This window comes from Pyxidicoccus sp. M6, from assembly GCF_055568925.1.
Window position 1 is genome coordinate 1895304 of record NZ_CM145714.1, and the last position, 20402, is coordinate 1915705.

Genomic DNA, 20402 nt, shown 5'->3' on the forward strand with positions numbered 1-20402 from the left:
GTATGGAACGCCTTGTGGAGCGTCCTCCCTTAGCAAAGCGCCTCAAACGTTTCCTCCGCTACGTGCTCATCCGCGGAGTGCTGTTGCTCCTTCAACCCCTGCCCCTGGGTGTCGCCCGGGCCCTGGGCGCACGTCTGGGGGCGCTGGCCTACACCGTGGCCGGCGGCGAGCGGCGCAAGGCCCTGAAGTCCCTGGGCGTGGCCTTCCCGGAAAAGTCCGACGCGGAGCGGCAGGCCCTGGCCCGCGCCGCGTTCCGCCATCTCGGTTCCGCCGCGCTGGAGGTGGCCTGTACCGGCGCGATGGACCGGCAGCTGGAGCGCCTCGTCGCCTGGCCGGAGGAGGACCGTCGCGTGTTGGAGACGGCGCTGGCGCGTGGCCGCGGTGTCGTCTTCGTCTCCGGGCACGTGGGCAACTGGGAGTTGCTGGCCCGCCGCGTGGCGCGCTCGGGCTACCCCAGCCAGAGCATCGCCAAGGAGACCACCGACCCGCGTCTCACGGAGTTGGTCGGCCGCTTCCGCGAGCGCGGCGGCGTGCGGAGCATCTGGCGCGGCCAGGAGGGCGCGGCGCGGGCCATGCTGCGCGCGCTGCGGAGCGGCGAAATCCTCGGAATCCTCATCGACCAGGACACGCGCGTGCAGTCGCTCTTCGTGCCCTTCTTCGGTCAGCTCGCGGCCACGCCCCGCGCGGCGGCGGACCTGGCCATCCGCACCGGCGCGGCGGTGGTGGCGGGCTTCTGCCACCGCGTCGAGGGCGGTGGGTACCGGCTGGCCATGGAAGAGGTGCCGGTGCCCCAGGTTGAGGACCGCGAGGCCGCGGCCCTGGAATTGACCACGGCGCTGTCCGCGCGAATCGAGGCCGCCATCCGCCGCACGCCCGAGCAGTGGGTGTGGATGCATCAACGCTGGAAGACGCGTCCGGAGGCGGCGCCCGCCCCGGCCCGGTGATAAGGAGGGCCCGTGCCGCGCCTGTCTGCCGCCAGCCTCGCCGTCCTGCTCCTCGCCGCCTGCTCGCCCCGTCCTCGCGCGCAGGGAGGCCAGGAGCAGCCGCCACCCCAGGTGGTGCTCCACGGTGCGCGCCTGGAGTCCTACCAGGGCGAGACGCTCACCCTCTCCGGCACCGCCGCGCAGCTCACGTATCAGCGGGCCGGGGGTGACGTGCAGGCCACGGATGCGGTGTTGAAGGTGCCTCCGGGGCAGGGAGTCTCGAAGGGCCCGGCCGGTACCTCGGGGGGCATGGTGGTGAGCGCCCCGAATATGGAGGGCAACCTCGCGTCCAAGCAGTTGGTGGCCTCCGGCGGCGTCGTCATCCGCACGGGGGAAGGCATGCTCGTGGAGACTCCCCGGTTGACGTACGACGCCAACACGGCGCAGGCGCGAGGAAACGAGGGCGTGAAGGTCAAGGGGCCGGACTACCGACTGCGGGCGGACCGCTTCGAGCTGTCCACGCAGGACGAGACGTTCATCTTCGAAGGCTCGGTGGAGACCGAGCTGGGAGCGGCAGAGTGATTGAGTTCCTCGTGACGGCCTTCTTCGTCGCCCAACCGGTGCCCGCCACCGCGGCCTCCGCCGACGGGGGCACGCCGCCCGCCGCCGACGCGGGCGCGCGCGGCCCGAGCTCGCTGGCGCCCACGAATTTGAAGGAGCCCGTGCAGATTGCCGCGGACCGCATCGAGGGTGAGCGCACCCAGGCGACGCTGACGGGCAACGTGAAGGCCACGCACCGGACGCTGAGCCTGCGCTGCGACAAGATGATTGCCTACTACACCCAGCCCCGCGTGGTGACGCGCGTGGTGTGCACCGGCGGCGTGCAGGCCGAGGACGGGGACCGCATGGCCCGCGGCGAGCGCGCCGAGTACGACGTGGCCAGCGGCGTCCTGGTGGTGACGGGCTCCCCGGAGGCCCGGCAGGGGACCACGTACATGCGGGGGACGAAGGTTCGCCTCACGTTGGGTAGCGAGCGGCTCGAGGTGGAGAACGCCGTCATCATCTTCGAGCCGCCCCCCTCGTCCGCGCCCACGCCGCCCCGGCGCAAGGGCGCTGGCACCCCCGCTCGCACACCGCAGGCACCGGCCGCGCAGCCGGCGGCCCAGGGAGGCACGTCGAAGTGAGCGCGAAGCTTTTCGCAGAGGGGCTGGAGAAGACCTACGGCAAGCGCAAGGTGGTGGACGGCGTGTCCTTCACCGTGGCCCCGGGCGAGGTGGTGGGCCTGCTGGGCCCCAACGGCGCGGGCAAGACGACGAGCTTCAACATGGTGGTGGGCCAGGTGACGCCCGACGCCGGCCGCGTCCGCGTGGGCGACGAGGACCTCACGCACCTGCCCATGCACCGCCGCGCGCGCAGGGGCGTGGGCTACCTGCCGCAGGAAGCGTCCGTGTTCCGCAAGCTCACCGTGCGCGACAACTTCCTGGCCGTGCTGGAGCTGCAGAAGGGCCTGGACAAGCGCTCCCGCGAGCGGCGCGCCGACGCGCTGATGGAGGAGTTCGGCCTCGCGCACGTCGCCGAGTCCCTGGGCGAGAAGCTCTCCGGCGGCGAGCGCCGCCGCGCGGAGATTGCCCGCAGCCTCATCCCCGAGCCCCGCTTCATCCTCTTCGACGAGCCCTTCGCCGGCGTGGACCCCATCAACGTGGGCGACCTCCAGCGGCAGATCTTCCTCCTGCGCGAGCGCGGCCTCGGCGTCCTCATCACCGACCACAACGTGCAGGACACCCTCGGCATCTGTGACCGTGCGTACATCATCGCACAGGGGCAGATTCTCGAAGAGGGCACCCCCGCCCAGATTGCCGCGTCGCCCAAGGCGCGCGCCGTCTACCTGGGGGAGCGGTTCCGCCTGCAGCAGGCGCTCTGAGCACGACTCCCCACCGGCCAACCGAGTGACTAGGATGGGTTGGCCCCGCTTTTGCGTCGCCCGGTGAACACGCGCGGCTCATACGGAGCGTGCGTAAGCTGTTGGTTTTCTTGCAGATTTTGAACTCTGCAAGCAAGGGACCACCTCATCGCCACTAGACGAATCCGGGGCATCTTGTTACGTTGGCACGGTCTTTGATTGTGGTCCTGGATTGTAAGGGACTGAGTCAACTTGGGAGCCCCGTCTCATGGCGATGGAACTGAAACAAAGCCTGAAGCTTGCCCAGCAGCTGGTGATGACGCCCCAGCTCCAGCAGGCCATCAAGCTCCTCCAGCTATCCCGCATGGAGTTGCTGGAGCAGGTCCGCGAGGAGATGGAGCAGAACCCGCTCCTGGAGCAGCCGGACGAGCAGGCGCCCGGCGACGTGGCCGACAAGGAGCCGGGCGAGGCCTCGCTGGAGGCGGACAACGTCGAGGTGCCGCGCGACGTGGAGCTGCCGGCGGCCACGGCGGACACCGCCCCCGAGTTCAAGGCCGACGGCGAGGGCCCGCCGGAAATCGACTGGGAGCAGTACCTCAACAGCTACCAGTTCAACGAGCCCACCACCGCCTCCAACAAGGGCAACGTGGCCACGGACGACCTGCCGTCGTTCGAGGCCAACCTCGTGAAGAAGGAGGACCTGGTCGACCATCTCCAGGAGCAGCTGGGCACGCTGCGCCTGAACGACGCCGAGCGGCGCATCGCCATGCTCATCCTCGGCAACCTGGATGACGACGGCTACCTCAAGCTGCCGGAAGTGGAGGGAGACCCGCTCATCCGTCTGGCCAACGAGGCGGACGTGCCCATGCACGTGGCCGAGCGCACCCTGCGCCGCATCCAGTCGCTGGAGCCCCGCGGCTGCGGCGCGCGTGACTTGCAGGAGTGCCTGCTGGTCCAGCTCCAGGGGATGAAGGACAAGGCCGCGGCCCTCCTGGGCCTCATCATCAAGCGCCACATGAAGTACCTGGAGTCGAAGAACCTGCCCGCCATCGCCAAGGACCTGAAGGTCCCCATGGAGGAGGTGGTGGAGGCGGTGAAGCTGCTGCCCAAGCTGGACCCGAAGCCGGGCCGCAACTTCAGCGGCGACGACGCGCAGTACATCACCCCCGACGTGTTCGTCTACAAGATGGGGGACGACTACACGGTGGTGCTCAACGACGACGGCCTGTCCAAGCTGCGCATCTCCGGCACGTACCGGAACGCGCTGAAGACGGGCGCGGTGGGCCCCGGCCAGACGAAGGACTTCATCCAGGACAAGCTGCGCAGCGCGATGTGGCTCATCCGCTCCATCCACCAGCGCCAGCGGACCATCTACAAAGTCACGGAGAGCATCATCAAGTTCCAGCGGGACTTCCTGGACAAGGGCATCGCCCACCTGAAGCCGCTCATCCTGCGCGACGTGGCCGAGGACATCGGCATGCACGAGTCCACGGTGAGCCGCGTCACCACCAACAAGTACGTGCACACGCCGCAGGGCATCTTCGAGCTGAAGTACTTCTTCAACTCGTCCATTGCCCGCGTCTCCGGCGAGGACACCGCGAGCGAGGCGGTGAAGCACCACATCAAGCAGCTGGTGGCGCAGGAGGATGCGCGCAACCCGTACTCGGACCAGAAGATTGTCGAGCTCTTGCGCGCGCAGGGCACCGAGATTGCCCGCCGCACCGTGGCCAAGTACCGCGAGGTGCTGGGCATCCTCCCCAGCAGCAAGCGCAAGCGGTACTACTGAGCCCCAAGCTGTTCGAGGCCAACACCCGCCCCGCTGGTTCGCTCCGGCGGGGCGTGCTGTTTTCTGGGGACTGGCCGTTTCGAGTCCGACTGCCCTGATGCTCGACACGGGGGGGCTGGCGGTTCGCTCGGGAACCTGGGCGCGGTGTTTCTGAATCCGTGCAGCCGGCGGGTACCCGACATCTGCCCTGCCGTTCGCTCCTGGTTCTGGGCGCGGAGCCGCTGAAGGCCGGCCGGTACACGACACCTGCCCCGCTGTTCGCTCCTGGTTCCGGGGCGCGGTGGGTATAGGGTGCCGGCACGTATGCACCTCTTCTCCTTCCTTCGCCGTGGCTCCGTCCTCGGAGCCTTCGTGGCGGCCGGCCTGGTGGCGGGCTGCGGTGACGACACCGAGTCCGTCACCATCGACGTGGCCGGCCTCTCGGACCGCACGCTCACCTGGGCCATCAGCGACGTGGACGTCGCCGAGGGCCTGGAGCCCGCCGGCGCCCACCGCGTCACCATCGAGTTCTCCCTCGCGAGCGCCGGGACCTGCAGCCGCCTCGCCGACGGCGCCACCGCCACCTTCAACGGTCAGGCGATGACGCTGGAGCCCGGCGGCATCAACGGCACCGCGGGCCGCGACGTCTGTGAGCCCACCCGCGCCATCCTCGACGTGGACCCCAACGTCTGGGCGCAGCAGCCCGTGGAGGACGCGCGCATCGTCCTGAAGGACGGCAGCGGCACCGTGTCCCTCGTCGTCCAGGGCGGCAAGGCCAAGCGCCGCTTCACCTTCCAGGGCGCGGGCTCCGCGGACCGGCTGGCGCGCGGGCAGACGTACTCGTACCGCTGGCAGCCGGACACCGAGACGCCGGGCGGCGTCTCCGTCACCCTGCTGCGCGAGGGCGGCACGGCCCCCGCCAACGTGCCCACCACCCAGGACGGAGGGCTCGTCACCTTCACCGTCCCCGCCAACACGCCGGTGGCCAACCACCTGCTGACGCTGAGCGGGAGCGTGGGCCTGCCGGTGCTGGAGTGCGCCGGCGTCTCCTCGTGCAGCGGGTCCGCGTTCCACTCGGAAGGCTTCATCGTCACCATCCAGTAGCCACCGCGCGCCCGCGGGGCGGGCAGGGGAGCAGGGGGATGGCACCGATTGCCGGAGCCGGGTGCCACCATCATCAACACCGCGTCCATCCAGGCGTATCAGCCGTCGGCGGGCATCCTCGACTACGCCAGCACCAAGGGCGCCATCGTCACCTTCACCAAGGGGCTCGCGCAGCACCTCATCGAGCGCGGCATCCGCGTCAACGCCGTGGCGCCGGGGCCCGTGTGGACACCGCTCATTCCGCAGTCGTTCAGCGGCGACAAGGTGAAGGAGTTCGGCAAGCAGTCCCCCATGGGACGCCCCGCGCAGCCCTCGGAGCTGGCGCCTTCGTACGTGTTCCTCGCCTCGGACGAGTCGCGCTTCGTCAACGCGGAGGTGCTCGGCGTCACCGGGGGGGCTCGCCTGAGCTGACGCGGCGCGAAACCATATCAGGGTTGCTGGCCCGGCTCTCAATTCCCGCCGGGGCCAGCGACGCGGTGTGGCTGGCGGATGTCCTCCCTCGGACGGGTGGTGCGTTCGGGAAGATGCAACCTGGGGGGGCGGGTTGCTTTCCCGTGGGCAGACCGTTTCTGATCTGTCACGTCGCCCCCCTCTCACCCTAGGAGGCAGCCGCGCATGCAGTTCAACATCACCTTCCGTCAATTCGGGACGTCGGATTCCCTCAAGGAGTACGCACGCGAGAAGGTCGAACGGGTGAACCGACTGTTGGACCGGGCCGGGGAAGCCCACGTGGTGCTCTCGCTGGAGCGCCACCTCCACCACGCGGACATCACCATCCACTCCGGCGCCTGGGTGCTGCGAGGGCGTGAGAAGAGCGACGACATGTACGCGTCCATCGACCTGGCGATGGACAAAATCGAGCGCCAGCTCCGGCGCTACCGGGACAAGCTGAAGACTCATCACGGCCGCGAGCGCGTCCACCACCGGCAGGACCTGGTGAACCACCTCAAGGTCCGCCACGCCGTATTCGAGATGCCGGAGGCCGACGAGCTGGTCGCCCACGCCGACGAGGCGCAGGGCGCCGCCGCGGCGCCCGAGCCGAGGCCCGTGGCGGTGGCGCCCAAGCCGACCGCCTCCTCCGTGCCTCCCTCCGCGCGCGTCGTCCGGGCGACACACCTGGAGGTGAAGCCGCTCTCCGTGGATGAGGCGGTGATGCAGATGAACCTGATGAACAACGACTTCTACGTCTTCCACAACGTGGAGTCGGACTCGTTGTGCATCATCTACCGGCGCAAGGATGGCCAGTACGGCCTCATCGAGCCCCACGAGCCCTCGGCGCCCGCAGCCGCCACGGGCACCTGAGGCCCCAAAAAAATGCGCTCCGTCACCCCCCTCAAGGTGACGGAGCGCGGGCCCCGGTCCGGTGTGTGACCGGGGCGTGCTTCGTGTCCCCCGGGGCCCCGGCTCAGTATGAGAAGGGGAAGATGTTGCAGCCGGAGATTTCCCCTGCCCGCTCCGTCCCTCCCCGGAGCTTGGGGCCCATCCTGGGCGCGGAGGCCGTCGCCTTGGTGTTGACGAGCGCCAGCGTCATCAGCGCGGCCCGCTCGCCCACCGGCCTTGCGGCGAGCTCCACGGGGAAGGAGACCTCGATGCCGCGCTCCAGCAGGTTGTTGCCACAGTCGCGCATGCCCTTGAATGCGTCCCCGTCACGCTTGAGGGCGTAGGCGCACTGGCCCACCCGGCCGTGCAGCCACGTGCCGTCCTCGGTGAGGTCCACGTCGATGCCGCCAAAGGTGCCCCGGACCCGGGTTTCGTTGCCCTCGGCCAGCTCCAGGCGGGTGGTCAGCTCGCCGACGGAGCCGGTCAACTCCTGATGGTTCCACTGGAGGGCCACGGAGCGGGTGCGGAAGCGGCCGCGCATGCGCTCCCCGTCGATGAGCAGCGACGAGGTGGGGCCGGTGATGGCGGTGCCCTCCACCCGCAGCGGCTCGACCGAGGCATTGCCCAGGGGGACGCCGCTGGTGGAGCCCTGGGTGCTCGAGGTCGTGGCGCAGCCCTGACCGAGAAGGGAAAGGACGGCGGCGGTCGACAGCAGCAGACGCTTCATGGGACTCCCCCTGGCAGGTCCGTCGTTCATCGCGGACTCGCTCTGGAAAACGCCACGCCGTGAAGCGCATATCGCCCCCCAGTACGGGAGGGCGGCGCGTCGTGTGGCGCTCTCTTCTCCCGTCCGCCATGATGCGCAGTGAGCGCCGAAGGGGGGGCGGAAGACAGCCGACCCTTGCGCTATGGAAGGGTGAGGAGTAATTGCGGCCATCAGGAGCGCCAGCGCGGGAGCGTCAGTGAGAATCGCCGAGTTCCTCAGCCCCCAAGCCGTCATCGCCGACATGCAGTCGCGGACGAAGCCGGAGGTCCTTCGCGAGCTGAGCGCCACGCTGGTGCGCGCCCATCCGCAGCTCAACGGAGACCGCTTGGTGGAGGTGCTCCGCGAGCGCGAGAAGCTGGGCAGCACCGGCATCGGCGAGGGGGTGGCCATTCCCCACGGCAAGCTGCCGGGCATGGCGCAGCTCCAGGCGGCCTTCGGCGTGTCCCGCTCGGGGGTGGACTTCGAGGCCATCGACGGCCGGCCCACCCACCTCTTCTTCGCGCTGGTGGCGCCGGAGAACAGCGCGGGCGTGCACCTGAAGGCGCTGGCCCGCATCTCCCGCCTCTTCAAGAACCCTCGCTTCCGGACCGCCATCCTCGAGGCGCCCACGGCCGCGGACATCCACGCCCTCATCATCCAGGAAGACGCCCGGCCCTGAGGCCGGCTCCGGGGGGCGCCAACATGGATGTCGTCATCAGGCCGATCAACGACCGGTTCTTCCACGACCAGGTCCTTCCGTTCCTCACCCGCGCCATGGGGGATGCCCCGGGGGCGCTGGAGTCCCTGCTCGACGGGCTGGGCGACGGTCAGGCCCGCATGCTCTGCGAGCGCATGTTGTCCACGTCGGTGCCCGGTGGGCTGAACGCGGTGGACGCGGACCCATGGGCAGATCTCGTGGACCGGCTCATCTTCCAGCAGTGGCATGAGGGGCCCGCGGGCTGGGAGGTGGGCGGCATGCAGGCCGGCTACGCGGATGCCTGGGACGAGGCGCTGCACCTGGCGCTGATGCTGGAGGAGCCCGGCTACCCGTATTGGGATCCGCGCGGCGCGCGCGAGGTGCGGGATGGCTTCCGCTTCCGGCCCATGTCGGACGTGGGGCTGGCCTCGCTGCTGGCGGGGCAGTGGGAGCCGTTCCCGGAGTTTCCCCCGGACCGCATCTTCAGCACGCAGGGGCGCGGCGAGTACTTCCCGAGCGAGCGCTTCGCCTTCGCGGACTGGGCGTGGCGTCCGGCGCGGATGATTGCGCACTGGCAGGTGAACCTGCCGCGCAAGCTGGAGCGGTTGCTCGCGCGCGAGCAGGAGCGGATGCGGCTGCCCTCGCTGCCGGAGAAGGACGAGGTGCTGGGCTACTGGTTGGGGAAGGTGGCCGTGCCGCCGCCGCTGACGGTGGCCTTCTCCGGGCTGGGGCCGCGCGCGGCCAACTGGATTCGCGAGTTGGGCGCGCTCACGTCGCACGTGCGGACCGCCGCGATGGCGAAGCAGGGCCTGGCCGCGATGGTGACGAAGGGCACGGGCGTCCGCATCTGACGCGCCCTGGAAGTCCTCCGGGCACCCCGGCGATGGCCGCCCGAGTGGAGGAACCCGGGCCGGGTGTCCGGCGGATTGGCAGGGCGGCTCAGGCGGGCTTCGGCGCCGCGGGGCCGGGGCTCTCCAGGAGGATGGTGACGGGCCCGTCGTTGACGAGCGCCACCTTCATGTCGGCGGCGAAGATGCCGGTGCCCACGGTGAGACCGCGCTGGCGGAGCAGCTCGCAGGCGCGCTCATAGAGGGCCCTCGCGCCAGTGGGCTCCATGGCGTCGATGAAGCTGGGGCGGCGGCCCTTCTGCGCGTTGCCGTAGAGGGTGAACTGGCTGACGACGATGAGCTGCTTCGAGGTGTCCTCGAGGGAGAGGTTCATCTTCCCGGCGGTGTCCTCGAAGATGCGCAGGGTGGCGAGCTTCTCCACCATCCACGTCACGTCGGCCTCGGTGTCGCCCTTGCCCACGCCCAGCAGCACGAGCAGGCCCGGGCCGATTTCACTGACGCGCTGGCCCTCCACCGTCACGGACGCCTCCAGCACCCGCTGCACCACGGCTCGCATCGACGTGTCCTCCGCGAATGGGCACCCTTTCATGACGGGCCCGTGAGGCCTTCCGTTATCGCTCCGTGTGGCGCGGGTCCAGCGCATCCCTCAGCGCGTCCCCGAGCAGGTTGAAGCCCAGCACGGTGAGGGCCAGGGCCGCGCCGGGGAAGAGGGCCACGTGCGGGGCGACGAGGAGGTACTGCGTGCCCTGGTCCACGAGTGCGCCCCAGGACGGTGTGCCGGGCGGGACGCCGAGGCCGAGGAAGCTCAGCGAGGCCTCGGCGAGGATGGCGCCCGGCAGCGCGAAGGTGGCCTGCACGAGCAGCGGCCCGGCGGCGTTGGGCAGCAGGTGGTGGACGAGGATGCGTCCGGGGCCACTGCCGAGAGCGCGCGCGGCCTGGACGTACTCGCGCTCGCGGAGGGTGAGCACCTGTCCGCGTGCGAGCCGTGCGTAGCCCGTCCAGCCGGTGAAGGAGAGGGCGAAGATGACGTTGGACAGGCCGGGGCCCAGCACCGAGGTGATGAACAGCGCCAGCAGGATGCCGGGGAAGGCGAGGAGCACGTCGACGATGCGCATGAGCACCTCGTCCACCCAGCCGCCCGCGTAGCCGGCGATGCCTCCCAGCGTCACGCCGACGAGGCCGGAGAGGGCCACCGCGAACACGGAGACGAGCAGTGACACGCGGGCGCCGTAGAGGACGTGGGTGAGGATGTCGATGCCGTTCTCTCCCGCTCCGAGGAGGTGTGTGGCGGAGGGCGGAGCCAGCTCCGAGGACAGGTCGATGCGGTCCGGAGCGTATGGCGCGAGCAACGGTGCCAGGAGCGCGGTGAGCACCCACAGCACGGCCACTGCGAGCCCGAAGCGGCCGCCCCATGAGGACAGGCGGAAGCGGCGCGGTCGTCGGCTCACGAGCGCCTCCGCACACGCGGGTCCACGAGGGCATAGGCCGCATCGGTGAGCGTGTTGACCGCCACGTAGCAGAAGGTGAAGACGAGCACCGTGGCGCGCACGGTGTTGTAGTCGCGCTTCTCAATCGCGGTGAGCAGCAGCGTGCCCATGCCCGGCCACGCGAAGACCTTCTCCGTGACGATGGCGCCACCCAGCAGCGTGCCGAACTCCAGGCCCAGCACGGTGACCAGCGGCAGCAGCGCATTGCGGAACGCGTGCTTCCACAGCACCGCGCGCGGAGACAATCCCTTTGCACGGGCCACGGTGACGTAGTCCTCGCGCAATGCCTCCAGCATGGACGCGCGAGTCATCCGCGCCAGGAACGCGGCCAGTGCCGTGCCCAGCGTGAGGGCCGGCAACACCAGGTGCCGCCACGACTCCGCGCCCGACACGGGCAGCCAGTCCAGCTTCAACGCGAAGACGATGATGAGCACGGGGCCAAGCCAGAAGCGTGGCAGCGCCACGCCCGCCACGGATGTCCCCATGGCCATCGCGTCCACCGCCGTACCCCGTCGAGCCGCGGCGGCCACACCCAGAGGGAGCGCCACCGCCAGCGCGACGAGCATGGACGCGACCGTGAGCATCAGCGTGTACGGCAGCGCGGTGCCAATCGCGGGCAACACCTTGCGCTGGAAGGGAGGCAGCGACGTGCGCAGCTCTCCGGTGACGAGCTGCTGCGTGAAGACCCCGAGCTGCGAGTACCACGGCAGGTCCAGCCCCACGGCGCGCCGCAGGGCCGCGCGGTCCACCTCCGTGGCCTGCTCGCCGAGCATCACATCCACCGGGTCTCCCGGCACGAGGTGCAGGAAGAGCGACACGAGCAGCAGCGCGCCCACCAGCGCCACCATCGCGGACCCGATGCGGCGCTTCACGGTGCGAGCTCCCTCGCGCCTGTGGCCATCCGCGCACGGGCCAGCGGGGTGAGCAGTCCATGCGCGCTCGGCACGAATCCCTCCAGCCGAGTGGACACCACGGCCACGCTGTCCTCATGCCACAGCGGAAGAATGGGCATCAGCGCGTCCAGCCTGCGCTGCGCTTCCGCATACAGCGCCTTCCGTTCCTCACGTGGCGCGCGCGACGCCTCCTCCAGCAACGCATCCAGCGCCGCATCCCGCAGCCCGCCGCGATTGAAGCCACCCCAGTTGTTCTCCGGCCCGGGCACGTTCGTCGAATGGAACGCACCACGCAGCAGGTCCGGCTCCATGACGGACGCCCACTTGAGCGTGAACAGCTCGAACCGTCCCCGGCGCACGTCCTCGAAGAACGTGCCGAACTCCAGCGAGCGAACCTCCACCTCCACACCGCCGCGAGCAAGCTGCTCCTTCAGCACCAGCCCCACCGCGCGGCGCAGCCGGTCCGTGCTCGTCTTCAACGACAGCGTCAGCCGGGGCCTGCCACCAGGACCATCCGGGTCCGGATACCCCGCCTCATCGAGCAGCCGCGAGGCCTCCTCGGGCGAGTACGCACACCCGGCTGACGGAGCCCACGCCCAGTTCGCGCGAGGCAGCAGCCCTTTCGACGGCTGAGCCAGTCCGTGCAGCTTGTGCTCCACCACCGGCCCCACCTCCACGAGGTGACACAGCGCCCGCCGCACGCGCCCGTCCGCCAACGGGCCCTCGCGCAGGTTGAGTCCCACGTACGCGAAGCCCGTGCCCGGGCGTGACAGCACACGGAGCCGCGGCTCCCGCTCCAGCACCGGCAGCACCGCCGGAGACACCACGTTGACCGCCAGGTCCGCGCGCCCCTTCAGCAACTCCAGCACCCGTGTCGTCTCGTCGCGCACCACACGGAAGCGCACACGGGGCAGCGCGGGCGTCCCGGCGTACCAGCCCTTGAATGGAACCAGCGTGAGGTGCTCCTCGTCCGGATGCGACTCGAAGCGGAACGGGCCTGCGCCCACGGGGTGCTCGCCCTGTGCCACCACGCTGTCCGCGCCCGCGCGCTCGGCGGGGAGGATTCCCACCGACAGCTCCGCGAGCAGCGGCGCATAGGGACGCTTCAGATGGAAGCGCACGGTGCGCGCATCCACCACCTCCACCTGCTTCAGCACCTCGAACCGCTCCGCCCTCGGGCTTCGGACCCTCGCGTCCCGCAGTCCATCGAACGTCGCCTTCACGTCCTCCGCCGTCAGCGCGGTGCCGTCATGGAACGTGAGCCCCGGGCGCAGGGTGAACTCCATGAGGGTGGGGGACACCTCGCGGAAGGACTCGGCCAGCACGGGCACCGGCTGGCTCGCGTCGTCGAAGGCCAGCAGCCCGGGCGTCATCAGCGCCGCGAGACGCTGTCCGTTGGCTGTCAATGCGAAGCGGTCATCCAGGCTGTCCGGCGGTGATTCCAGAATCACCGTGATGCCGTCGGCCGGAGGCTCGGCCCGGCAACCTGGAGATCCAACGAGAGCAGGCAGGCTCAACGCCCCGAAGAGGAGCCACGTCCGAAGATGGTGCACACCCCCCGAACCCAGGCGCCGGAGCCGTGCGGGCACACCGGAGATGTGCGGCTCCATCGGAGACCGGGTGGGAGGAGGGGGCATCCTTCGGAACCTGTCCGTCTCACGGTTACAGGTCGGATGTCAGGGGGAAAGCCCATTCTACGCCCGTGCAGTCTCGGACTCTCAAAGAGGGGCAGTGAAAAGAAGTCCACATGCCTGGCACCCGCTTGCCGCCTGGTGGAAGAGCGAGCGCCCAACCGTGGACTCCTGCTGCCTCTCTCCCTTGCCGGGCTTTTGCCCCCTTCCCCATAATGGCCCGCGACTTCCCTGGAGAGAGTGTGCAGGTCCATCGAGCCAGCCCCTTCTTGGCCGCAGCGGCCATCATTTTCCTGACACTCCCGAGCGCCGCGTTGTCGGCGCCTTCGCCCGCGGAGAAGCGCGCGGACCGAGAGGCGCTGAAGCAGGCCTTGATGGAGGTGCTCAACCGCTCGGCGTTGAAGGCGAGCCGCGTGGGCGTCCAGATGCAGAGCCTGGATGACGGCGCCGTCGTCTTCAGCCACAACGCGGACGAGCTGCTCAACCCGGCGTCCAACGTGAAGCTGGTGACGTCCGCGGCGGCGCTCGCGTCGCTCGGGCCCGAGTTCCGCTACGACACCGAGTTCCTCGTGGAGCCGGAGCTGGCCGCGGACGGCAAGGTGAAGACGCTCTACGTGCGCGGCAAGGGCGACCCGTCCATGACGTCCGAGCGCCTCTGGGGCGTCGTCGCCGAGCTGTGGCACGCCGGCGTGCGTGAAGTCGGCGACATCATCGTGGATGACTCGTGGTTCGACGCCGAGCGCACGCCGCCCGGGTATGACCAGGAGGACTCGGACCGCGCGTACATGGCGCCCACCGGCGCGCTGAGCCTCAACTGGAATGCCGCCGCCATCTACCTGCGCCCCGGCAGCAGCCCCGGCGCCAAGGGCACGGTGGAGATGGAGCCGCCCAGCGACTACTTCGTCATCGAGAACCAGCTCAGCACGGGCTCGGCGCGCGCGCGCCGCGTGTCCGTGACGTCGGACCCCTCCGGGCCGAGCCAGAAGATTGTCGTGCGCGGGCAGATTCCCAACGAGCGCGGCGGCGCCGTGAGCGTGTGGAAGAAGATCGACAACCCGCCCATGTACTACGGGCAGACGCTCAAGCAGATGCTGGGCACCCGTGGCGTGAAGGTGAAGGGCAAGGTCAAGGTCGGCCTCACGCCGCAGAAGGCGAAGATGCTGTACGTGTCCCAGTCGGACACGTTCGACGTCATCCTCAAGCGCCTCAACAAGCTCTCCAGCAACTTCGTCGCCGAGCAGCTCCTCAAGACGATGGGCGCGGAGCTCAAGGGCACGCCGGGCTCGTTCACCAAGGGCGTGGAGGTGGTGGAGCAGTTCCTCGAGCGCGAGGTGGGCATTCCGCGTGGCACCTACGTCATGAAGAACGGCAGCGGCCTCAACGACGCGAACCGCTTCTCCACGTCGCAGCTCAACCGCCTGCTGCGCTACATGTACGAGCGCTTCCCGTTCGCCCCCGAGTACATGTCGTCGGTGCCGATTGCGGGCAAGGACGGCACGCTGAAGTACCGCTTCGAGGGCAGCGACGCGGTGGGCCGCCTGCGCGCCAAGACGGGCACGCTGGAGAGCGTCTCCGCGCTGAGCGGCTACGTGACGAGCGCGGGCGGTGAGCGCTTCACCTTCTCCATCATCGCCAACGACTTCGCGGGCCGCGCCGGTCCGATTGTGGCCGGCCTGGACGCGCTGGGCGCGGCGGTGGCCGCGACGGGCTCCAGCCTGGGGCCCTCCAACGCGGTGGCCGCGCTGGCCGACAACGGCCGTCCGGCCGGGGCCATCAACGACGTGGCCGCGCGCATCAAGACGTACCTGGACCTGGGCAAGCAGCGCGACCAGCGCAACATCGGCTTCCTCCGCACCGCGTGGCGCAGCGAGAGGGACCCGGCGGTGCGCGCGGTGCTCGCGGAGAGCCTCTACCAGTCCAACCCGCACGACTACCTGGGCGCGCGCACGCTGTTGGACAGCTACGCCGCCACCGGCGAGGTGTACGGCCGCCTGAGGGAGGTGGCCCGCGTCCTCTCCGTGGACGTGCCGGGCGTCAGCAGCATGGTGGAGCTGGCCGCCGGCGGTAACACCGAGGCGCTGGCCCGCGTGCTGGAGCTGGCGGGCGCCGCCGGGGCGGACGCGCAGGCGCAGCAGGAGATGTCCGAGGCGCTGGGCGAGGTGGCCCGCACCGCTCCCGAGGAGCTGGTGGTGGCCCTGCGCGGTGCCAACGCCGGGGACCGCGACGCCTCCACCACGCTGCTGGCTCGCGCGCTGGTGCAGGCCGGTCAGGCGGACCACCCGTTCTGGAAGTCCCTGCGCCGCACGCTGGGCGCCACGGACCCGCAGCTCGCCTCCTTCGCCCGGTCGCTGGACTCCACCCTGTCGCAGAAGGTGGCCGAGGCCAAGGCGCCGCCGAAGGACGGAATGGTGCCCGTGAATGTCGTGGCTCCGGCCGGCAATGCGCCGCGCACCGGAAACCCGACGGCCGAGACGCGCCCCGGCGGGTAGCCCCGCGTTCCCCGTCTCCACCTACCCCGGGTGTATGTCTCCCCACCCGGGGAGCAAGCAGGCGTCCAGGGCCCCAGGAACATTTCTGGCGCGACACCGGATGTCGGTGTGCACTGCTATAGGTGAAGGCCCCAACCTGGCAGGAGCTGTCCGGGTGGGGAGTGGCCGGCCCGTGGTGGGTCGGCTATCGACGAAAGGAACGCAGTCATGGCTGGAGGCGTGAACAAGGTCATTCTCATCGGCAACCTGGGCGCGGACCCCGAAGTTCGCTTCACCCCGGGAGGCCAGGCGGTCGCGAACTTCCGCATCGCCACCAGCGAGAGCTGGACCGACAAGAATGGCCAGAAGCAGGAGCGGACCGAGTGGCACCGCATCGTCGTCTGGGGAAAGCTCGCGGAGCTCTGCGGCGAGTACCTGAAGAAGGGACGGCAGTGCTACGTCGAGGGCCGCCTGCAGACGCGCGAGTGGACCGACAAGGAAAACCGGAAGAACTACACCACCGAAGTCGTGGCCAACGCCGTGACGTTCCTCGGTGGTAACCGTGAGGCCGGAGAGGGCATGGGCGGTGGCGGTGGTGGCGGCGGTGGCCGCCGGCAGTCGCCCCAGCGCGGCGGCATGGACTCCGACTACGGCCAGCCGCCTCCCATGGACGACAGCGGCATGGGCGGTGGCCACGGCGGCGGCGGTGGCGACGACGACATCCCGTTCTAGGCCGCGCCCCGAAAGCCCCTGGAAATGAAACCGGCCGCTCCCCGAGACACAGGGGGGCGGCCGGTGGTGTTTTCAGCGCCTGAAACGAGGGCCCGGATTCACTCCGGGCCCCGCGCCTCGCATCAGCGCGTCAGCATGGACACGCCTTCGGGGCTCATGCCCGCGCCGGCGGTGTAGAGCGCGTAGATGACAGCCCAGCTCATCGCCGTCAGCACCAGGAAGAGGCCGATGGCGACCGGCTCGAAGCGGCGCATGGAGCGCTCGCTGGCGAGGAGGCCCCAGGACATGGCGAAACCCTGGAGGCCGTTGGCCAGGTGGTACGCGGTGCCCAGCGTGCCCAGCAGGTAGACGACGAGCGTGGGCAGGTGGTGGTGCATCTCCCGGGCGATGTCGGAGAAGGGCTCCGCGTGGCCCTCCACCAGGCGCGGGTGCAGGAAGGCCAGCCAGATGTGGGCGCCGAGGAAGAAGAGGACGCCCACCGCGCTGATGCGCTGAACGAGGTACTTGAGGTTGCCGTAGTTGTTGTAGTGGGCGTTGTTGGGCTTGAAGCTGAACAGCCGGCCAATGCCCCACAGCGTGTGGATGAGCAGCGGCAGGATGACGATGATGAAGGTGACGCCCTGGGTGAACGGGTTGGTGTACGTCGTCACCGACGACTCCCACGCCGTCGCGCCGTTGAAGGCGGCCAGGTTGTCCCAGAGGTGGTTGATGACCCAGATGGACAGGGGCACCACCGCCAGGAACGAGCCCAGGCGGGAACTGAGGAGCGGTGTCTTCGTCGGTTCGGCTACGGCGGCTTGGCTGCTCATCGGGTCTCCAGCGACGGCGCGCGGGCGGGTACTACCGCGTCCAAGTCAATGTCGGGTGACAGTCGTGGGAGGTTTATAGCCATTTCCGCCAAGGGGCTGGATTTCTTCCGCATCCCCGGATGCCAGTCACCCCACACGGAGGCATAAGGCTGACCTTATGTGTCACCCCGGGGGAGGCTGTTGCTCCCCCGGCGGGCGGAGGGGCGCCCGGCTTCTGTCGTTGGCGGGCAATGCGGGCTCGGGCACGCTACTCGCTGCCCTATGTCCGATGAGCTCGTCAGTGGATTGCTGAAGAAGACGGACCTGCGCGTGGTGCTGGCCACCACCACGGAGCTGTCCCGTCAGGCGCGCGCCACCCATGGCACCGCCCCCGCCGCCGCCGCCCTCCTGTCCCAGGCCCTCACCGCCGCCGCCCTCATGGGCGCCCTCCAGAAGCACGACGCCCGCCTCAACCTCCAGGTGGAGTGCGACGGCCCCCTGCGCGGCCTCTTCGTGGACGGCGATGCCTCCGGCCTCGTGCGCGGCTATGTGAAGAACCTCCACGTGGAGTACGTGGGCGGCGAGGGCCAGTACCACTGGCGTCCCGTGCTGGGGAACAAGGGCTTCATCTCCGTGCTGAGGGACTTGGGCGGCGGCGAGTACTACCGCTCCTCGGTGGAGCTGGTGCACTTCGACCTCGCGGCCGACATGGAGCGCTACCTGCACCAGTCGGATCAGCTCCCCTCGCACCTGCTGCTCGCCCAGTTGCCCTCCGGGGGCGACGGCGCGACGGAGTCGCTGGGCACCGTCGCGGGCCTGCTCGTCCAGCCGCTCCCCAACGGAGACATGGACATGTTCAAGGAGCTGGGCCTCCGGCTGCGCCGCGACTTCGAGTCCGCGCTGCGGGCGCACGCGGCGTCCGGCGCCTCGGCGGTGCTGCGCGCGCTCCTGCCCGAGTCCGACTTCGAGGTGATGTCGCGTTATCCCCTGCGCTTCGGCTGTTCGTGCAGCAAGGACCGCGTGAAGCGCGCGCTGCTCGCCATGGGACGCGAGGAGCTGACGGACTTGTTGGAGAAGGAAGGGCAGGCGGAGGCGACGTGCCAGTTCTGCACGACGCGCTACGTCATTCCAGGAGAGGAAATTCGCGCCATGTTGGCGGCCGGCGCGATTTGACTTGAGGGGTCCTCGACGGTACTTGCCGCCGCGCCATGAGCTACTTCACGCAACTGCTCGAGGGCGGCTACGAGGCCGTCCATCTTCTCAGCGATTCCAAGACGGGCCTGCGGGCCATCGTCGGCATGCACAACACGCGGCTGGGGCCGGGCCTGGGCGGCACGCGCGCGCTGTCGACGTACACCAGCGAGGAGGAGGCCGTCGCGGACGCGCTCCGGCTCGCGCGCGGCATGACGTACAAGGCGGGGCTCGCCGGCCTGCCTCATGGTGGCGGCAAGGCGGTCATCATGCTGCCCCGCGGCAACTTCGACCGGGCGAAGCTCTTCGAGTCCTTCGGGCGCGCGGTGGAGTCGCTCGGCGGCCGCTACATCACCACCGAGGACAGCGGCACCAGCCCGGACGACATGGAGTACGTCCGCAAGCACACGAAGTACGTCGTGGGCCTGAAGGAGCGCAGCGGTGACCCGTCGCCGGTGACGGCGTACGGCGTGGCGCGCGCCATGGAGGCCACGGCGAAGCACCTCTTCGGCCGCCCGGACCTCAAGGGCCTGCGCGTCACCGTGCTGGGCGTGGGCCACGTGGGCATGTACCTCGTGAAGGAGCTGCACGAGCGCGGCGCCAAGGTGTGGGTGAGCGACATCAACGCCGCGAGCGTGGAGCTCGCGGTCAAGCAGTACGGCGCCACGGCGGTGAAGGCGGACGAGCTGCACCGCATGGAAGCGGACATCTACGCTCCCTGCGCGCTGGGCGGCGCCATCAACGACACCACGGCGCCGCTGCTGCGCGTGAAGGCGGTGTGTGGCGCGGCCAACAACCAGCTCCTCACGTCGCGTCACGGCGAGCAACTGGCCAAGCGCGGCATCCTGTACGTGCCGGACTACGCGGCCAATGCCGGCGGCCTCATCAACGTGGCCCAGGAGTGGGCGGGGTATGACCGGGACAAGGCCTACGCCCGCGCCTCGCACATCTTCGACACCATCGACACGGTGCTGACGCGCGCGAAGGACTCCGGCCTGCGCCCCGAGCAGGTCGCCGACCGCATGGTCGAAGAGAAGCTCGCCGCCTGAGTCCGGGGGCGGGCCGCCCCGCCTCTTCGCCGCGCTGCGTGCTGAAGGGGCGGGTGTGTTGCCGGATGTGGCCAGGGCGCGTGCCTCGGGATATGACGGGGCCCGCACCCCAGCCGGAGTCACCGCGTGGCCACGAAGCGGGCAACGCCCGGGCCCAAGGCCCAGGGCAAGCGCAAGCCCACCGCGAAGTCCTCTCCGAAGAAGAAGTCCTCTTCCCCATCTGCTTCCGCGTCGAAGGCGGACCGGCGGCAGGCGGAGAAGCTCGTCTCCATTCCGGCGGACCTGGTGTTGGCGCCGCAGGTGGAGGCCCCCCGCCAGCCCACGGGCAAGGACCAGTCGCGCAAGAAGTCCGCGGGCGGCGTGCGCGAGCTGACCTGGGCGGAGTTCGACCGCGCCGTGCAGGAGCTGGCCGGCACCATCCGCGAGTCCTTCGCGCCGCAGGCGGTGGTGGGCGTGGCCCACGGCGGCGTCTTCGTGGGCGGGGCGCTGTCGTCGGCGCTCGGCTGCGAGTTCTTCCCGGTGCGCATCAGCCGCCGCAGTCGTGACAGGGGCGAGGGCGCGCGCACGCGGACGAGCCCGACGCTGGCCGGGGAGATGCCGCGCGAGCTGAAGGGCCGCCGCGTGTTGATTGTGGACGACGTGGCCTCCAGCGGTGACACGCTGGAGCTGGCGTCCGCCCTGGCGCGCGAGGTGGGCGCGAAGCAGGTGGAGACGGCGTGCCTGGTGGCGCGGCCGGAGGGCTTCGCCCCGGACTACAGCGCGCTGGCCACCGCGTCGCTGGTGGTCTTCCCGTGGGACTACGAGCCGGCCACGGGCGACGCGCGCTTCGACGAGGACCCGGACAAGGCGGGAGCATGAGCC

Annotated in this window: 20 protein-coding genes and 1 pseudogene; 15 read left to right on the forward strand and 6 right to left on the reverse strand. The window is 70.0% G+C overall.

Features of this window, described 5'->3' with window-relative positions:
- The first annotated feature begins 2 nt into the window (after positions 1–2).
- The 8 genes and pseudogenes from ACVTJA_RS07920 to hpf all read left to right on the forward strand — a co-directional run bounded on the left by ACVTJA_RS07920 (position 3) and on the right by hpf (position 6994).
- On the forward strand, positions 3–944 hold the full coding sequence (locus tag ACVTJA_RS07920) for a lysophospholipid acyltransferase family protein (RefSeq protein WP_465835185.1): 942 nt from the start codon (positions 3–5) through the stop codon (positions 942–944).
- A 12-nt stretch (positions 945–956) separates the two neighbouring features.
- Positions 957–1505 (forward strand): hypothetical protein, encoded by a 549-nt coding sequence (locus tag ACVTJA_RS07925; protein WP_465835187.1) that lies wholly within the window; start codon positions 957–959, stop codon positions 1503–1505.
- Positions 1502–2107, forward strand: coding sequence for an LptA/OstA family protein (locus ACVTJA_RS07930; protein WP_465835189.1), 606 nt, complete (start codon positions 1502–1504; stop codon positions 2105–2107). Before ACVTJA_RS07925 ends, ACVTJA_RS07930 begins: the two co-directional genes overlap by 4 nt.
- Positions 2104–2844, forward strand: coding sequence for an LPS export ABC transporter ATP-binding protein (lptB, locus tag ACVTJA_RS07935; protein WP_465835191.1), 741 nt, complete (start codon positions 2104–2106; stop codon positions 2842–2844). The genes ACVTJA_RS07930 and lptB overlap by 4 nt, the downstream gene beginning before the upstream one ends.
- Positions 2845–3091: 247 nt before the next feature.
- Positions 3092–4609, forward strand: a complete 1518-nt coding sequence (rpoN, locus tag ACVTJA_RS07940; protein WP_465835193.1) for an RNA polymerase factor sigma-54 — start codon at positions 3092–3094, stop codon at positions 4607–4609.
- Between the two features lie 303 nt (positions 4610–4912).
- Entirely contained in the window at positions 4913–5692 is a 780-nt protein-coding gene (locus ACVTJA_RS07945) for a hypothetical protein (protein WP_465835195.1), read from the forward strand.
- A gap of 54 nt (positions 5693–5746) precedes the next feature.
- Positions 5747–6103 (forward strand): annotated as a pseudogene (locus ACVTJA_RS07950) (SDR family oxidoreductase); the annotation flags it as partial.
- A gap of 204 nt (positions 6104–6307) precedes the next feature.
- Complete coding sequence (gene hpf / locus ACVTJA_RS07955) at positions 6308–6994, forward strand: ribosome hibernation-promoting factor, HPF/YfiA family (protein ID WP_465835197.1); 687 nt, start codon at positions 6308–6310, stop codon at positions 6992–6994.
- Positions 6995–7097: 103 nt separating this feature from the next.
- Here the strand turns inward: hpf and ACVTJA_RS07960 are convergent, their stop codons facing one another.
- On the reverse strand, positions 7098–7739 hold the full coding sequence (locus ACVTJA_RS07960; protein ID WP_465835198.1) for a hypothetical protein: 642 nt from the start codon (positions 7737–7739) through the stop codon (positions 7098–7100).
- A 235-nt stretch (positions 7740–7974) separates the two neighbouring features.
- Between ACVTJA_RS07960 and ACVTJA_RS07965 the strand changes: the two genes are divergently transcribed.
- A complete protein-coding gene (locus tag ACVTJA_RS07965; RefSeq protein WP_465835200.1) occupies positions 7975–8436 on the forward strand; it encodes a PTS sugar transporter subunit IIA in 462 nt (153 codons plus the stop codon).
- A gap of 23 nt (positions 8437–8459) precedes the next feature.
- Positions 8460–9305 (forward strand): hypothetical protein, encoded by an 846-nt coding sequence (locus ACVTJA_RS07970; protein WP_465835202.1) that lies wholly within the window; start codon positions 8460–8462, stop codon positions 9303–9305.
- A gap of 88 nt (positions 9306–9393) precedes the next feature.
- Here ACVTJA_RS07970 and dtd read toward each other — a convergent pair whose 3' ends face one another.
- The 4 genes from dtd to ACVTJA_RS07990 are packed head-to-tail and all read right to left on the reverse strand — an operon-like array spanning position 9394 to position 13133.
- On the reverse strand, positions 9394–9858 hold the full coding sequence (dtd, locus tag ACVTJA_RS07975) for a D-aminoacyl-tRNA deacylase (protein ID WP_465835204.1): 465 nt from the start codon (positions 9856–9858) through the stop codon (positions 9394–9396).
- A gap of 55 nt (positions 9859–9913) precedes the next feature.
- Complete coding sequence (locus ACVTJA_RS07980; RefSeq protein WP_465835205.1) at positions 9914–10750, reverse strand: ABC transporter permease; 837 nt, start codon at positions 10748–10750, stop codon at positions 9914–9916.
- On the reverse strand, positions 10747–11661 hold the full coding sequence (locus tag ACVTJA_RS07985; RefSeq protein WP_465835207.1) for an ABC transporter permease: 915 nt from the start codon (positions 11659–11661) through the stop codon (positions 10747–10749). Before ACVTJA_RS07985 ends, ACVTJA_RS07980 begins: the two co-directional genes overlap by 4 nt.
- Positions 11658–13133, reverse strand: a complete 1476-nt coding sequence (locus ACVTJA_RS07990) for an ABC transporter substrate-binding protein (RefSeq protein ID WP_465835209.1) — start codon at positions 13131–13133, stop codon at positions 11658–11660. The genes ACVTJA_RS07985 and ACVTJA_RS07990 overlap by 4 nt, the downstream gene beginning before the upstream one ends.
- A 422-nt stretch (positions 13134–13555) precedes the next feature.
- Here ACVTJA_RS07990 and dacB point away from each other — a divergent pair, with 422 nt between their 5' ends.
- Together dacB and ACVTJA_RS08000 are read left to right on the forward strand one after the other, a co-directional pair.
- Complete coding sequence (gene dacB, locus ACVTJA_RS07995; protein WP_465835211.1) at positions 13556–15802, forward strand: D-alanyl-D-alanine carboxypeptidase/D-alanyl-D-alanine endopeptidase; 2247 nt, start codon at positions 13556–13558, stop codon at positions 15800–15802.
- A 207-nt stretch (positions 15803–16009) separates the two neighbouring features.
- Complete coding sequence (locus ACVTJA_RS08000) at positions 16010–16513, forward strand: single-stranded DNA-binding protein (protein ID WP_465835213.1); 504 nt, start codon at positions 16010–16012, stop codon at positions 16511–16513.
- Between the two features lie 122 nt (positions 16514–16635).
- Here ACVTJA_RS08000 and ACVTJA_RS08005 read toward each other — a convergent pair whose 3' ends face one another.
- The gene (locus ACVTJA_RS08005; RefSeq protein WP_465835215.1) at positions 16636–17322 is read right to left on the reverse strand and encodes a succinate dehydrogenase/fumarate reductase transmembrane subunit; all 687 of its coding nucleotides are present in this window, start codon (positions 17320–17322) and stop codon (positions 16636–16638) included.
- Positions 17323–17583: 261 nt separating this feature from the next.
- Here ACVTJA_RS08005 and hslO point away from each other — a divergent pair, with 261 nt between their 5' ends.
- The 3 genes from hslO (at position 17584) to ACVTJA_RS08020 (ending at position 20399) form a co-directional block, all read left to right on the forward strand.
- Positions 17584–18474, forward strand: coding sequence for an Hsp33 family molecular chaperone HslO (gene hslO / locus ACVTJA_RS08010; RefSeq protein ID WP_465835217.1), 891 nt, complete (start codon positions 17584–17586; stop codon positions 18472–18474).
- 35 nt (positions 18475–18509) lie between these two features.
- On the forward strand, positions 18510–19541 hold the full coding sequence (locus ACVTJA_RS08015; RefSeq protein ID WP_465835219.1) for a Leu/Phe/Val dehydrogenase: 1032 nt from the start codon (positions 18510–18512) through the stop codon (positions 19539–19541).
- Between the two features lie 126 nt (positions 19542–19667).
- Positions 19668–20399 (forward strand): phosphoribosyltransferase, encoded by a 732-nt coding sequence (locus ACVTJA_RS08020; RefSeq protein WP_465835221.1) that lies wholly within the window; start codon positions 19668–19670, stop codon positions 20397–20399.
- The last annotated feature ends 3 nt before the right edge of the window (positions 20400–20402 follow it).

Excerpts from the sequence above, each read along its gene's own strand:
- ACVTJA_RS07920 (WP_465835185.1), top strand. The coding sequence starts at position 3 with ATGGAACGCCTTGTGGAGCGTCCTCCCTTAGCAAAGCGCCTCAAACGT.
- rpoN (WP_465835193.1), top strand. The coding sequence starts at position 3,092 with ATGGCGATGGAACTGAAACAAAGCCTGAAGCTTGCCCAGCAGCTGGTG.
- ACVTJA_RS07945 (WP_465835195.1), top strand. The coding sequence starts at position 4,913 with ATGCACCTCTTCTCCTTCCTTCGCCGTGGCTCCGTCCTCGGAGCCTTC.
- hpf (WP_465835197.1), top strand. The coding sequence starts at position 6,308 with ATGCAGTTCAACATCACCTTCCGTCAATTCGGGACGTCGGATTCCCTC.
- ACVTJA_RS07960 (WP_465835198.1), bottom strand. The coding sequence starts at position 7,739 with ATGAAGCGTCTGCTGCTGTCGACCGCCGCCGTCCTTTCCCTTCTCGGT.
- ACVTJA_RS07970 (WP_465835202.1), top strand. The coding sequence starts at position 8,460 with ATGGATGTCGTCATCAGGCCGATCAACGACCGGTTCTTCCACGACCAG.
- dtd (WP_465835204.1), bottom strand. The coding sequence starts at position 9,858 with ATGCGAGCCGTGGTGCAGCGGGTGCTGGAGGCGTCCGTGACGGTGGAG.
- ACVTJA_RS08000 (WP_465835213.1), top strand. The coding sequence starts at position 16,010 with ATGGCTGGAGGCGTGAACAAGGTCATTCTCATCGGCAACCTGGGCGCG.
- ACVTJA_RS08005 (WP_465835215.1), bottom strand. The coding sequence starts at position 17,322 with ATGAGCAGCCAAGCCGCCGTAGCCGAACCGACGAAGACACCGCTCCTC.
- hslO (WP_465835217.1), top strand. The coding sequence starts at position 17,584 with ATGTCCGATGAGCTCGTCAGTGGATTGCTGAAGAAGACGGACCTGCGC.
- ACVTJA_RS08015 (WP_465835219.1), top strand. The coding sequence starts at position 18,510 with ATGAGCTACTTCACGCAACTGCTCGAGGGCGGCTACGAGGCCGTCCAT.